This window comes from Cupriavidus gilardii, from assembly GCF_013314895.1.
GTDB lineage: Bacteria > Pseudomonadota > Gammaproteobacteria > Burkholderiales > Burkholderiaceae > Cupriavidus > Cupriavidus gilardii_C.
This window is the reverse complement of the sequence record NZ_JABTYE010000002.1, coordinates 1-13,750: the sequence shown is the minus strand read 5'-3', so window position 1 is coordinate 13,750 and position 13,750 is coordinate 1. Positions and strand designations below refer to the sequence as shown.

Below are 13,750 nucleotides of genomic sequence, written 5' to 3'. Positions count from 1 at the left end.
TCACGTCAGGGTCTCCAGTGTCAAGGGATCGAGCAGTTCGATGTCGGCATAGCGCAGCCGCAGCAGGCCGCGTGCCTCCAGTTCGCGCAGCGCGTGGTTGACCGTCTGCCGGGACAGCCCGAGCATCTGCGCGAGCTGTTCCTGTGGCAGATGAATCGAGCGATAGGGCTGCCGTGCGGGCACCCCGGGCTGCCCCGTCTGCGGCGTGTCGCCATACGCGCGGGCGATCGCGGCGAGCCGGCGCGCGGTGCGTGCCACCGGCGGCAGCAGCTGCGCCTCCTCGACATAGCGGAACGCCTCGCGCGTCTTGCCGGCCAGCAGCTTGCCGAATTCGCGCCACCAGCCGGGTTGCTCGCCGAGCATCGCGTCGAGCCGGGCACGCGGGACGTGCCACACCGCGGCACGCGTGGCCGCGCGGGCGTCATGCGTGCGCAGCAGCCCGTCGAACAGGCAGATTTCGCCGAACCATGTGCCCGCTTCGAGCAGGCCGAGCAGCGCGGCCTTGCCGCCGGCATCGTGCGCATGCACCAGTACCGCACCGGCGATCACCGCGTACAGGCCGTCGAAGGGATCGCCGCGCTGGAACAGCACCTCGCCCGCTTCAAGCCGGCGCATCGCGCCGCCCTCGAGCAGCGCCGCGCGCATGTCGTCGGGCAGGCCGCGAAACCAGCTTCCCGTGCGCAGCGGGGCCAGCGCGTCGGCATCGCGGCTGTTGTCGAGCGCGGGGCGGGCAGGGGGCGGAAGGCCCATGGCGGTCTCCATCGTCATCGCGGCGCAGGGCGCCGGTGCGCGCGCCGGTCCGCGAGGCAGTGCAGCCCTCGGTGCAAACCCGGACTGTCAAAATTCGGACAGACCGCGCCCGGTGCGCCCATTACTATAAATCGATCGCGCCGGGCCGGCGCGTGCGGCCGTGCGCCGGCTCCGGCCAACGGCATGCCGCATCGCGCCGCTGCTCACAGGAGGAGACGTCATGAAAACGCTGGTCGACCACCTATCCCAGTACGCCGCCTATCACCGCGACCGCCGCAACGTGGCAACGCACTTCGTCGGCATCCCGATGATCGTGCTGGCGGTCACCACGCTGCTGGCGCGCCCGCAGATTCCGCTCGGCGACGGTGCCGCGGTGCTGACGCCGGCGATCGTCGTCTACCTGCTGTCGTGTCTGTTCTACCTGCGGCTGTCGGCGGGCTTCGGCTTTGCGATGACGCTGATCCTGGCGATGTTCGTCTATGCCGGCCATCTGATCGGCGAGATGTCGACCGCCGCATGGCTGGCGATCGGCATCGGCCTGTTCGTGCTCGGATGGGCCATCCAGTTCGTCGGCCACTACTACGAAGGGCGCAAGCCGGCCTTCGTCGACGATCTGGTCGGGCTGCTGATCGGGCCGTTGTTCCTGGTGGCAGAGACCGCTTTCGCGCTGGGCCTGGCGCGCGATACGCGCGAACGGATGGACGCGCACGCGCATTGAGTCCGCTGCGCCGGCGAAGGCGCGTGCCATCACGAACTCACGCGCGCAGCGCAGCGATGCGCGTCGATCGCAGCCGCCAGCGTTGCCTTGCACGTGCATCGATGCATCGGCGCGACAGACAGCGGGACTTTTCACCGGGTTTTTACGGGGTTTTAGGGGGGTAACGGGCCAAATCCCCTTGGAAATGCGTCACTTTCCGCTATGATTCGGTGGCCGCCGCAGCCGTACGCTGTTTTCGCGGGGTTTGCGGCGCCAACCGTTCAACTCTATCTGACCAATATGGCGACCAAAGCGAAATCGACCGCGAAAGCTGCAACCAAGACCACCGCGACCAAGAAGGCACCGGCAACCAAGGCGCCCGTGAAGGCTGCCGCGAAGAAGGCCGCTGCGCCGGCAACCGCAACCCCGCGTCCGCTGAAGGACACCTTCAACAAATCCAGCCTGGTCGCTCACCTGGTCGCGCAGACGCAAGTCGAGCCGAAGGCCGTGAAGACGGTGCTCGCCCATCTGGAAAACACCATCGTCAGCGCGCTGCACAAGAAGGGCGCCGGCGAATTCACGCTGCCCGGCCTGCTGAAGATCACCGCGCAACAGGTCCCGGCGAAGAAAAAGCGCTTCGGCAAGGATCCGTTCACTGGCGAAGAGCGCTGGTTCCCGGCCAAGCCGGCCAGCGTCAAGGTCAAGGTCCGTCCGCTGAAGAAGCTGAAGGACGCTGCGCTGTAATTCGTCATCGACGTGGCCGTCACGGGTATCTGCCCGTGACGGCAGGCAGTGAAAAAGGGAGCCGCGTTGCGGCTCCCTTTTCTATTGGCGGCCCGGCACGCTGCCGTGTGTTTGCAATTAACCGCCAAGCATTTAGACCGCCCACCATTCATGGCGAGCAGCGGGTCGGAGCCGTCCCGAGCTAGGCGCTGTGATCGGCCGGCGTTTCCTGCGTATGCGCACCGTCGCTGAAGCGATCGCGATGGTCGGCGCTATGCCCGCCCTGCGTGAAGCTGTCGCGCGGGCCGAGGCGGTTCGCGCCTTCGGTGAACACATCGAACTTCTGGGTCGCGCTGCGGGCACCGTCGGTATAAGGGTCGCTCGTGCGCGGCGCAGCCTTGGCCGACAGCGAGACGGTGGCGCCAATCATCATTGCCATCGTGGGCAGCAACGCGGCCAGCATCGCGCGGCGGCGCGCCTGCCAGCGCTGGCGCAAGGCGCGCACCCGCTGGGCGGCGAGCGGCGGACGCGGGCGGGGTGGGGCGCTCGTCGCTCGGGCAGTGACGGTGGTTGGGGTCGATCGAGTCATGGCAACACTCCTTCGGTTCAGATTGGGTCCGGGGGCGGTTCGAGGAACCTTGACGAGGGGAGACGGCTTGGCCAAGCACGGTTTGCAGTCTACGAACCGGGCCGGACGCGGCGGTGACGCCAGCCTGACAATTGCGTCAGGATCCGAGGGCCTTCGCTGCACCGCGATGCGTGCCCCAAATACCGGCGGCAGCATGCCGTTCGGGCCGGGTCGGCGCGCTGGCGGCAAGCTGACAACGTTGACAGGTTCGGCCGGCGGCTTTCACCTATAGTTGCCGGAAATGGCGGGGCCTGGCCGTTGCGGGCGCCGCGAACCATTCCCGGACACGGAGGGCCGGACACATGAAACTGTTGTTGGTAGAGGACGAGATCAAGACCGTCGACTATCTGCGCCGTGGACTGTCGGAGAACGGCTATGTGGTCGACACGGCGACCAACGGTGTCGACGGCCTGCATATGGCCTGCACCGAGCCCTACGATGCGATCGTGCTCGACGTGATGCTGCCCGACCTGGACGGCGTGTCGATGCTCAAATCGCTGCGGCGCGAGCAGCAGACGCCGGTCATCATGCTGACCGCGCGTGACGATCTCGACGACCGGCTCAACGCCTTCGACGCCGGCGCCGACGATTACCTGGCCAAGCCGTTCTCCTTCCTGGAGCTGCTGGCCCGGCTCAATGTGCTGACCCGCCGCGGCCGCCAGAGCGAGCCGTCGCAGCTGACGGTCGGCGACCTGCGCATCGATCTGCTGTCGCGGCGCGCGATGCGCGGCACCCGGAGGCTCGACCTGAGCGCGCGCGAATTCACGCTGCTGTCGGTGCTGGCGCGGCGCCAGTCGCAGATCGTGTCGAAGACCGCGATCACCGAGCTGGTCTGGGACATCAGCTTCGACTGCAACACCAATGTGGTGGAGGTCGCGATCAAGCGCCTGCGCGCCAAGCTCGACTGGCCGGGCGAGCCGAAGCTGCTGCATACCATCCGCGGCATGGGCTATGTGCTCGAGTGCCGCGCCGAGGAAGTCGCGTGAGCCGCCGCCGCTCGATCGCCACGCGGCTGGCCGCGATGTTCGCCCTCGCGGCGGCGCTGGTGTTCTCGGTCACCGGCTTCGTGATGTATTACGTCCAATGCGTCGAACTCGAGAAGCGCCAGGTCGAGGAACTGGAGGCGCGCTTCCAGCTGATCGGCCCGAAGGCGGCCCACTACGGCACGCAGCCGCAGTGGGAGCGCTTTGGCGCGGTGCTGACCGGCATGACGCCGGAAGACGACAGCCTGCGTTATTTCGTGGACACGCCTGACCCGCGCTTTCGCTTCGGCAAGCCGTTTCCGCGCGACGCGGTGACGACGCAGCGGGCGCCCGATGTGTGGACGGTGCAGTTCGACGACCGCAGCTTCCTGATGCTCAAGCGCATCATTCCCGCGCTGGACGAGCGCCCCGCGCTGGCGCTGGTGGTCGCGGTCGATCAGGCGCCGTTCTACCAGACCAGCCGCGTGCTGGGCGTCGCACTGATCGTCTGCTCCGCGCTGGGCGTGCTGGCCGTGGCGGTGCTTGGCTGGCGCATCGCCAAGGCGGGGCTGGCGCCGATCGAGGCGCTGTCGCGCCATGCCGGCGAGCTCAATCCGCGCAAGCTGGAGCGGCTGCCCGATACCGATCTGCCCGCCGAACTGTGCGGCCTGGTGCTGGCCTTCAACGGGGCGCTCGACAAGCTCGAGCGCGCCTACGTGCAGCTGTCCGCGTTCAATGCCGATGTCGCGCACGAACTGCGTACGCCGCTGGGCAACGTGATCGGCCAGACCCAGGTGGCGCTGTCGCGGCCGCGCAGCGTGCGCGAGTTGGAGGACATCCTGCAGTCGAACCTGGAGGACCTCGAACGGCTCGGCCGCATCGTCGTCGACATGCTGTTTCTCGCGCAATCGGACCGCGGCGCGCTGGCGCGCGATCTGGTCGAGGTATCGGTAGCCAATGAAGTGCGCCGCAGCGCGGACTTCCTCGACATGCTGTTCGAGGACGCCGGCGCGACGCTGGAGATCGTCGGCGACGCGCGTGCCCGCGTCAACGCCTCGCTGCTGCAGCGGGCCATCACCAATCTGCTCGGCAATGCGCTGCAGCATGGCCTGCGCGGCCGGCCGGTCGCGGTCGAGATCGGCGACGAGGCCGGCCTGGTGACGATCGCGGTACGCAACGAGGCCGAGCCGCTGTCGACCGCGCAGATGGACCGGCTGTTCGACCGCTTCTACCGCGTCGACAGCGCGCGCGCCGACAGTCGCCAGAACCACGGGCTCGGACTGGCGATCGTCAAGGCCATCGCGACCATGCATGGCGGCGCGGTGTTCGCGCGCCAGTCGCGCGGCGTGGTCTGCATCGGCCTGACGCTGCCCGCGCTGCCGCCGCAGGCGCCGGCGTCGGACAGCCTGCCGCCATTGACACAGGCGGCCACGGCATGATCGGCGGCAGCAAACCGCGCACGCTGCAAGGCGTGCGCATGGCAGACCGTGTCCGCCGCCTCGGGGCCGCGGCGCTGATCGCGACCGCGGCGGGGCTCTCCATGGTGTTCGCTGCGGCCTGCAGCACCACTGCGCAGGACGACACCGCGGGCCGCACGCCTGCGACCGCGCCGACCTTCGCTGCCCATCGCGCGCAAGCGCTGGCGGCGCTCGAGGGGCGCCGCCGCTATGTCTCTGCCGATATGCGTGCCGAAACCGAGTGGAACCTGCCGCGCGAATGGCGCCCGACCAGCACGCCGCAGGGCGGCGCGCTGCTGGTGCACGGGCTCGGCGATTCGCCGTGGTCTTTCGTCGATATCGCGCCGAGGCTGGCCGAACGCGGCCTGCTGGTGCGTACGGTGCTGCTGCCGGGACATGGCACCGCGCCGTCGGACCTGATGGGCGTCCGGCTGGAGGACTGGCAACGCGTGCTGCGCGAGCAGGTCACGGCGTTGCGGGACAGCGTCGGGGAAGGGCCGCTGTATCTCGGCGGTTTCTCCACCGGCGCCAATCTGGTGCTGGACTATGCGCAGGCACATGCCGAGATCGCGGGGCTGCTGCTGGTGTCGCCGGCGCTGCGCTCCGGCAGCCGCTGGGAGTGGCTGACGCCTTGGCTCGCGCCGGTGGTGCCGTGGTTATTGTCGACAGGCGATGACCGGCCGCAACAGACGCCGGTCCGCTATCTGAACACGCCGACCAACGGTTTCGCGCAGTACTACCGCAGCAATGTCGCGGCGCGCGCGGCGCTCGATGCGCGGCCTTACGACAGGCCGGCGCTGCTGATCGTCGCCGAGCACGACTCGGTGGTCGACGCGCATTACGTGCGGGAGGTGTTCGGCACGCGCTTCACGCATCCGGCCAGCCGGCTGATCTGGTATGGCACGGAGCAGGGCAAGGCAAGCGCGGACGCACGCACCGACGCAAGCACCGACGCACGCACCGACGCACGCACCGACGCAAGCACCGACGCAAGCACCGGCCGCGTGCTGGTCCGGCCGGACCGCCTGCCGGCCGAGCGCATCAGCCAGTTCTCGCACATGGGGGTGCTGTTTTCCGACGGCAATCCGCTCTACGGGCGGCAGGGATCGCTGCGGCTGTGCCTGAACGGGCAGGAGCCGACCGACTATCGGCGATGCGTCGACGGCGACGAGGTCTGGTTTTCCGACTGGGGTTATCGGGAGCGGGGCAAGGTGCACGCGCGGCTGACCTACAACCCGTATTTCGCTTGGCAGACCGGCGTGATGCTGTCGGTGCTGGGGCTGGACGGGACCGCCGCGCCCGCGCCGATTTCCGCGACGGCATCGCAATAGCCTGGTGCGGCCTTCAGCCGCCGATCACCTGCTTCGCATAGCTGGCGCGCTCCATTTCCAGCACCTCGACGCTGACCTGTACCGGCGTATTGTTGGCGCCGGAGCGGACCGCTTCGGCAATCACCTCGCAGACAGCCTGACCCAACGCCTGCCGCGTCGCGACGTCGCGGCCGTCGAGAATCGACAGCCGGCCATGGACGAAGGCGCGTTCGACCGGCTCGGTGCCCTGGCGGTAGGTCTGCAGCGTGATGCAGCGCGACTTGATGTCGGGCTCCTGGAATTGGCCGGACGCCAGCAGCGCGGCGTTGGCCTGGTCCAGCAATTCCTCGGGCGAGCAGTTCAGGCGCGCGTTTTCGGTGATTTCGATGACGAGATGGGGCATGAAAGACTCCGTCGGGTAGCGAGAAAAAGATAGCGGAAATACGGCGGGGAAAATCGCGGACGCCTCAGCGCCGGCACAGCGGCGACAGCGGCCCCGGCGACCGCCCGGTGGCCGCGGCCACACGCGCCGCCGCATCGTCGAGCTCGGCGAGCGTGCCGGCGTCGATCGGGATGGCCTCGGCGCGCCGGCGGCGCGCCTCGCATTCGGGCTCGCCCGGCAGCAGGATCGCATCGCAACCGGGCTGGCGGCGCGACGCGCGCACCCAGTCGACGAACGCCTGCACTTCGTGGCCGAACGCGGTGCTGTCGGCCAGCCGGGCCGGATCGAACACGATCGCCAGCATATTGTTCCAGACCGCGTGCCGGTGCGTCAGCGTCTCCGGGCGGATGGTATGGCCGCCGGTCACCGCGGCACCGAGCAGCTCGCACATCATCGCCAGCACGTAGCCCTTGTGCTCGCCGAAGCCGAGCAGCGCGCCACGCGCCTGGCCGTCGGCGGGGTACATCACGCCGGCGTCGGTGGTGGGGTGGCCCTCGGCATCGACGAGGCAACCGGGCGGCACCGGCACGCCCTTGTTGTGCGCGACGCGGACCTTGCCCAGCGCGATCGCGCTGGTGGCGAAGTCCAGCACCAGCGGCGGCGCGTCGGCGACCGGCACGCCGATCGTAAACGGGTTGGTGCCATAGCGCGCTTCGTAGCCGCCATGCGGCGCGACGATCGGCTTGGACAGCACGTTGACGAAGTGGATCGAGATCATGCCGGCCGCGCAGGCCTGCTCGGCCCAATGGCCGACACGGCCGAGATGGTGCGCATGACGCAGGCCCATCACGCAGACGCCATGCTCGCGCGCGCGCTCGATCGCCATGGCCATGGCCTGCTCGGTCACCGCCTGCCCCATGCCGCGGTTGCCGTCCAGGCTCAGCAGGCTGCCGGCCTGCTGCACCACGCTGACCTGCCGGTTCAGCTGCAGCTCGCCGGCCTGCCACGACAGCACGTACTTGGGGATCATGCCGACGCCATGCGAGTCGTGCCCGCTCAGATTGGCGCCGACCAGATGGTCGGCGGTCAGCCGCGCCTCGCGCGCGTCGGAGCCGGCGGCGAGCCACAGCTCGGTGACCCATCGGTGCAGGGCTTCGGTCGGGAGCAGGGGTTCGGTCATTGCGTCGTTCATCGTCTCGCTCTCATCGTTCTTGTTCGCTCCCGCGTGCGTTGCTGTTGCGGCGGGCGTTGGCCTTGCCGCCGGCATCGGGTGCGGCGCGGCGCGGCGCGGGGCAATCATGATAAGCGCCGTGCCGTCGCATGGCCAACGCCGGCGCCGGCATGCGCCGCGGCGGCCCGAAATTTTGGCGCGATAATCGGTCCTGCCTTGTCGCGCGTTTTGCGTTCCCCTGCACAATGGGGCGCTAGACGACCGCCGTCCCGCTTCCGATTTCGACCCCGATTCGATGAGCCAGCCGATGACCATGCCTATCGCCTCTACCGCCGACCTTCCCGAATCTCACGCCGGCACGCCGGCACCCGCGCCGCGCAGCGGCGGCCGCATCCTGGTCGATGCGCTGCGCATCCACGGCGTCGAGCGCGTGTTCTGCGTGCCGGGCGAGAGCTTCCTCGACGTGCTCGACGCCCTGCACGATCAGCCCGCGGTCGACCTGGTGGTCTGCAGGCACGAAGGCGCGGCGGCCAATATGGCCGAGGCCGACGGCAAGCTGACGGGACGTCCCGGCATCTGCTTCGTCACGCGCGGACCGGGCGCGACGCATGCCAGCGTGGGCGTGCATATCGCCGCGCAGGACTCGACGCCGATGATCCTGTTCGTCGGGCAGATCGCTCGCGAACACCGTGGCAGGGAAGCGTTCCAGGAGGTCGACTACGCGGCGATGTTCGGCGGCATGGCCAAATGGGTGGCCGAGATCGACGACCCCGCCCGGATCCCGGAACTGGTGGCGCGCGCCTTCCAGGTCGCGACCTCGGGCCGGCCCGGGCCGGTGGTGCTGGCGCTGCCCGAGGACGTGCTGGACGGCAATGCGGTCTGCCGCGACACCGGCGCGTATCGGCCCGTGGTGGCCTCGCCTTCGGCCGCGGATGCTGCCACGCTGGCCGAGCTGCTGTCCGCCGCGCAGCGCCCGCTGGTGATCGCCGGCGGCGCCAATTGGCGCGACGAGGATGCGGCGGCGTTCGCCCGTTTCGTGCATGCCTGGGATCTGCCGGTGGCCTGTGCCTTCCGCCGCCAGGACGTGCTCGACAATCGCGACCCGCACTACGTCGGGCATCTGAGCCTGGGCGTCAATCCGCGCCTGGCCGAGCGCGTGCGCGGGGCCGATCTGATCGTTGCCTTCGGCACGCGGCTCGGCGATGTCGCGACCGACGGCTATACGCTGCTCGAGCCGCCGCGCCCGCGCCAGCGGCTGGTGCATATCCATGCGGATGCCGCGGAACTTGGCCGCGTGTATCAGCCGGAGCTGGCGATTCACGCAGGCATCGGTCCGGGCGCTGCGATGCTGGACGGCCTGGCGGCCCCGGCCACGATCCGTTGGCGTCAGTGGACTGCCGCGGCGCGCGCCGATCATCAGGACTTCGTCGCACCGGCGGCGCCGCATGCGCAGGCGAGCGGCGTGGACATGACCGCGGTGGTCGACCATCTGAACCGGACGCTGCCGAACGATGCGATCGTCACCAACGGTGCCGGCAATTACGCGGTCTGGCTGCATCGCTACTTCGCCTATCGCCGCCCGCGCACGCAACTGGCGCCGACCTGCGGCGCGATGGGCTACGGGCTGCCGGCCGCGATCTCGGCCAAGCTGCGCCACCCGGAGCGCACGGTGGTCTGCTTCGCCGGCGATGGCTGCTTTCAGATGTATCCGCAGGAGCTGACCACCGCCGCCGCGGTGGGCGCCAATGTGGTGGTGCTGGTCGTCAACAACGGCATGTACGGCACGATCCGCATGCATCAGGAGCGACGTTATCCGGGCCGTGTCAGCGGCACCGGTATCGTCAATCCGGATTTCGTTGCGCTGGCGCAGGCCTGTGGGGCCTGGGCCGAGCGTTTGGCCAGCGCGGCGGGGTTCGCCGGCGCGTTCGCCCGGGCCTGTGCCGCGGGCAGGCCGGCCCTGCTGGAACTGTGCACCGATCCGCGGCAGATCACGCCGGCGATGCGGCTCAGCGAATAGAAGGGGACGAGTCCGCCGGACCCGCGGCAGCGGTGATTGGCCTTGCCGACGCGGCGACGATCAGGCGCTTGATCTCGCGGTCGCGCAGCTCCAGCGTGCATAACTCGTCGGCAACGAGCAGCCAGTCGGCGCGCAGCCATGCACCGATGCGCCGGACCACGCCCACGGGCAGTCTGAACTCTCGGAACGGCGAATGCCTCGCGATCTCGCCGCGCCACCAGTGCTGTTTCCACACGTCGGTCAGGCGCACGGCGAGGTCGGCCAGCTTGTCGTCCTCGGCATCGGCCGCGTTGCAGATGGCCTGCATCATGTCGCGCACCTGAGGGTACGCCGACGATTCGTTGCCCGCGCGGGCCCGGCGCAGGTATGTGACCACGGCGGCCATCTGTGCCAGTACGACGGCGGCGACGACGTCCAGGCATTCGGGCGGGTCGTTGCGTACGACCGAGAGGACCACGTCGCGCCATTTCTCCTTGCTTTCGAAGAGCTTGCAGCGGCTGGCCTTGCCGATGCGTTCGGCGAGGGACCGCAATCTTTCGCGGTGCAGCTCGGGAGGCATCGACGCGGCCATCCGTGGAGGCAGATCGGCAACGGCCATGCCGGTATCGCCCGGCATGGCCGGTTTCCCCTGCGGTGGCGCAGCGGCGGCCGCAACCACACCGGCACGCTGGCGCAGCCGCCCGATGGTGTTCGAAACGGCGCGGAACTGGCCGCGATTCGGCCGATCGCAGCGGTTGGTGTCGCGTGGCGCCACGCAGCGGAGCAGCGTCACCACTACGCGACGAAACCAGCCCAACTCGCGCCAAGTGCGTTCCAGCCGAATATCGACGGGGTTGCCGGCATTGGCGTTGCGGGCTTTCTCGACGACCAGCCTGACGCCGCGTCCGCCGACGAAGAAGTTGGCGCGCCGATTGACGATCGGCCGCAGCGTGGATACGTCGCTTCCTGTTGCCAGGGCTTCGAAGAAGTCGTGCGGCGTCGCGAAGTGCGCGGCAAGGGCGGTGCGAGCGCAGAAGGGCAGAGTAGGCATGCGAGGACCGATCCGGGAAATGCCGCACGGACGCGCGGCAGTGGAATTGCCGCTTCGATGGGCCGCGCCGCCAGGCGGGCCGATCGGTGCGCGGAACACCGGGATCATGGCGGCATGCTGGCCGCTTGCTTGCGAATTTTCCGCAGCCAGTGTCGCAAACGGTAGCCGGCTGGCGACGTGCCGGCCGTTGCCGTCAGCGCCGCGGCGTGCCGGCCGCCGCTCCGCCGCTGCCGAGTTCGCGCTCGATGCGCGCCACGCATTCGATCAGCACCGGCCGCACCACGTCGAGCAGATGGCGGGGCGGGACGACCGCATTGGGGCCGCTGCAGCTCAACGTCATTGGCGGCAGCGCGGGTCCCGGATGAAAGGCGGCGGCGATCGAGTTGATGTCCGGCAGCCATTCGCCGAACGAGCTGGTGCAGCCGATCCGGCGGACTTCGTCGCGGCTGCGCGCGAGTACCGCCTGCGCGTCGGCCTCGGACAGCGCGTCGTCGGCGCGGAAGGCAGCCAGCGCCTGCCGCGCATCGGCCGCCGGCAGGGCCTGCAGATAGGCGCGGCCCGCGGCGGTGGTCAGGCCCGAGATGCGCGTGCCGACCGCCACCCGCAACGTCAGATAGCTTTCGGCCTGGCAGTTCTCGAAGATCAGCATGCGGCCGCGATCGCGCAGGATCAGCGAGGCCACGCCTTGCGACAGATCGGCCAGACGTTGCATATGCGGCCGCACCACTGCCAGCACATCGGCGCCTTCGCGTGCGGCCGGGGCCAGTGCCAGCGCGGAGCTGCCGAGGCGGTATTTGCCGGCGTCGGGCTCCAGCCGCAGATAGCCCAGTTCGGTCAGCGTATGGGTCAGCCGCGACACGGTGGACTTGGGCAGCCCGCAGCGCTGCGCCAGTTCCGCGTTGCCCAACCGCGCGTCGAAACCGCGGAAGCAGGCCAGCACGTCGAGGCCGCGCGCCAGCGCGGTGACGAAGTGCCGGTCCTCCTTGTGGCGCGGGGCCTGGTCTTCTGTGCGGCGGGCGTCGACCCGGGCGGCGGGCTCGCGCAGCATCGCTTCGGCCTGGTCCTCGGTCGTCATGGCGAAATCAGAACTCGCCGGCGGCCAGCATCTCGCGCAGCCGAGCCTTCAGGATCTTGCCCGACGGCGCAGCCGGCAATTGCGCGACCACCTTGATCTCGGCCGGGATCTTGTACGGCGACAGGCGTTCACGCAGAAAGGCCTTCAACGCGGCCGGATCGAGCGTCATGCCGGCCCGAACCTCGACGAAGGCGATCACCTCCTCGTTGCCTTCGACCGCGCGGCCGACCACGGCCGACTGCACCACCGCCGGATAGGCGTTGATCGACTGTTCGACTTCCTCGGGATACACGTTGAAGCCCGAGTGGATGATGATTTCCTTCGAGCGGCCGACGATCGAGATGGCGCCGTCATCGTCGATCTTCGCCAGGTCGCCGGTATGCAGCCAGCCGTCGGCATCGATCGCCTGCGCGGTCAGATCGGGACGCTTGTAGTAGCCCTTCATCACGTTGGGGCCGCGCACCAGCAGCTCGCCGCTGCCGTCCGGCAGCGGATTGCCGAGCCGCACCTCGACGCCGGGCACCGCCTGGCCCACCGAGCAGTCGCTGCGCGGCGCATCGACGCGGGTCTGGCTGACCGTCGGCGAGGTCTCCGTCATGCCGTAGCCGTTGTGCAGCGTGATGCCGAAGGTCTGCTCGAACGCCGCCTTCAGCGTCGCGGTCAGCGGCGCGCCGCCCGACTGCGCAATGCGCAGGGCCGGCGCGCGCAGCGGCGTCGGCTGGCTGCGGCCCCATTCGATCAGCTTGGCGTACATCGCCGGCACGCCGTGCAGCACAGACAGGTTCTCCTCGACCAGCGCGCGCGCCAGCCGCTCGGGACGGAAGCGCGGCTCGTAGTAGACGGTGGCGCCGTTGGACAGCGGGCCGACCAGCAGCACCGACAGGCCGTAGACATGCGAGATCGGCAGCACGCCATAGACGCGGTCGCCGGGCTGCACGCGCGCCTGCACGCGGTTGCTGTGGCCGATGAACATCAGGTTCGAATGCGTCAGCATCACGCCCTTGGACGCGCCCGTGGTGCCGGTGGTGTAGATCACCGCCGCTACCTGTTCGCGCGCGTCCGCCTGCACCGGTTCGGGCACCGCCTCGGCATTGAGCTTGCCGATCAGCAGGCGCCCGACATGCGGCCATTCGGCCCACTGCGCGCCGCGCGCCAGGCCGTGCTCGCGCGCTTCGGGGTAGGCGTTGTCCAGATACAGCGCCAGGCGGGCACCGGCGTGCTCGATGATGTTGTCGATCTCGCGCGCCGACAGCCGCGCGTTGACGGGAATCGCCCAGGCGTCGAGCGAGCTGAGGGCCAGGATCAGCACCGCGCAGCCGACGCTGTTCTCGGTCACCAGCACCACACGATCGCCGCCTCGCACGCCGGCCTTGGTCAACGCCGCCGCGGTCTGGCGCAGGGCGTCGTCCAGCTCGCCATAGCGGATCGAGCGCTCGCCGTCCATCAACGCCACCACGTCCGGGCGGTCGGCGACCCAGGGGGCGATGGCCTGGTGCAGCCGCGCGTACGGCGCGACGAAGGCCGGTACGGTGGCGGTGGGGACGGAGG

General features: G+C 69.4%; 13 protein-coding genes. 6 read left to right on the top strand and 7 right to left on the bottom strand.

Translation table 11 applies throughout. The features are described 5' to 3' along the window. Window positions 1-750 carry a Crp/Fnr family transcriptional regulator gene (locus HTY53_RS01925; protein WP_174104702.1) on the bottom strand — a complete coding sequence of 250 codons (750 nt, stop codon included), beginning with the start codon at window positions 748-750 and terminating at the stop codon, window positions 1-3. Between the two features lie 220 nt (window positions 751-970). Between HTY53_RS01925 and HTY53_RS01920 the strand changes: the two genes are divergently transcribed. Next, window positions 971-1,468, top strand: coding sequence for a DUF962 domain-containing protein (locus tag HTY53_RS01920; RefSeq protein WP_174104701.1), 498 nt, complete (start codon window positions 971-973; stop codon window positions 1,466-1,468). 279 nt (window positions 1,469-1,747) lie between these two features. Then, window positions 1,748-2,191 (top strand): HU family DNA-binding protein, encoded by a 444-nt coding sequence (locus HTY53_RS01915; protein ID WP_174104700.1) that lies wholly within the window; start codon window positions 1,748-1,750, stop codon window positions 2,189-2,191. Between the two features lie 181 nt (window positions 2,192-2,372). Here HTY53_RS01915 and HTY53_RS24685 read toward each other — a convergent pair whose 3' ends face one another. Further along, the gene (locus tag HTY53_RS24685) at window positions 2,373-2,759 is read right to left on the bottom strand and encodes a hypothetical protein (protein ID WP_254599747.1); all 387 of its coding nucleotides are present in this window, start codon (window positions 2,757-2,759) and stop codon (window positions 2,373-2,375) included. A gap of 341 nt (window positions 2,760-3,100) precedes the next feature. On the opposite strand from HTY53_RS24685, the gene HTY53_RS01905 reads away from it, so the two are divergent. From HTY53_RS01905 to HTY53_RS01895, 3 genes are read left to right on the top strand one after another with little or no spacing between them, the layout of a single operon-like run. Further along, window positions 3,101-3,784, top strand: a complete 684-nt coding sequence (locus tag HTY53_RS01905) for a heavy metal response regulator transcription factor (RefSeq protein ID WP_006580091.1) — start codon at window positions 3,101-3,103, stop codon at window positions 3,782-3,784. Further along, window positions 3,781-5,199 (top strand): heavy metal sensor histidine kinase, encoded by a 1,419-nt coding sequence (locus tag HTY53_RS01900; RefSeq protein ID WP_174104699.1) that lies wholly within the window; start codon window positions 3,781-3,783, stop codon window positions 5,197-5,199. The genes HTY53_RS01905 and HTY53_RS01900 overlap by 4 nt, the downstream gene beginning before the upstream one ends. Before the next feature lie 38 nt (window positions 5,200-5,237). Beyond that, entirely contained in the window at window positions 5,238-6,548 is a 1,311-nt protein-coding gene (locus HTY53_RS01895; RefSeq protein ID WP_174104698.1) for an alpha/beta hydrolase, read from the top strand. 13 nt (window positions 6,549-6,561) lie between these two features. Here HTY53_RS01895 and HTY53_RS01890 read toward each other — a convergent pair whose 3' ends face one another. Both HTY53_RS01890 and HTY53_RS01885 read right to left on the bottom strand, forming a co-directional pair. Beyond that, complete coding sequence (locus tag HTY53_RS01890; protein WP_174104697.1) at window positions 6,562-6,930, bottom strand: 5-carboxymethyl-2-hydroxymuconate Delta-isomerase; 369 nt, start codon at window positions 6,928-6,930, stop codon at window positions 6,562-6,564. Between the two features lie 64 nt (window positions 6,931-6,994). Next, window positions 6,995-8,089: a malate/lactate/ureidoglycolate dehydrogenase gene (locus tag HTY53_RS01885; protein WP_174104696.1), complete on the bottom strand. Its 1,095-nt coding sequence runs from the start codon at window positions 8,087-8,089 to the stop codon at window positions 6,995-6,997. Between the two features lie 304 nt (window positions 8,090-8,393). Between HTY53_RS01885 and HTY53_RS01880 the strand changes: the two genes are divergently transcribed. Further along, a complete protein-coding gene (locus HTY53_RS01880; protein WP_174104695.1) occupies window positions 8,394-10,097 on the top strand; it encodes a thiamine pyrophosphate-binding protein in 1,704 nt (567 codons plus the stop codon). Here HTY53_RS01880 and HTY53_RS01875 read toward each other — a convergent pair. From HTY53_RS01875 to HTY53_RS01865, 3 genes are all read right to left on the bottom strand, one after another. Further along, entirely contained in the window at window positions 10,087-11,235 is a 1,149-nt protein-coding gene (locus tag HTY53_RS01875) for a hypothetical protein (protein ID WP_174104694.1), read from the bottom strand. The genes HTY53_RS01880 and HTY53_RS01875 overlap by 11 nt on opposite strands. 85 nt (window positions 11,236-11,320) lie before the next feature. Then, complete coding sequence (locus HTY53_RS01870; protein WP_238510953.1) at window positions 11,321-12,202, bottom strand: IclR family transcriptional regulator; 882 nt, start codon at window positions 12,200-12,202, stop codon at window positions 11,321-11,323. A 7-nt stretch (window positions 12,203-12,209) separates the two neighbouring features. Further along, the coding region (locus HTY53_RS01865) for a class I adenylate-forming enzyme family protein (protein ID WP_438820915.1) at window positions 12,210-13,750 on the bottom strand (1,541 nt) is incomplete at its 5' end.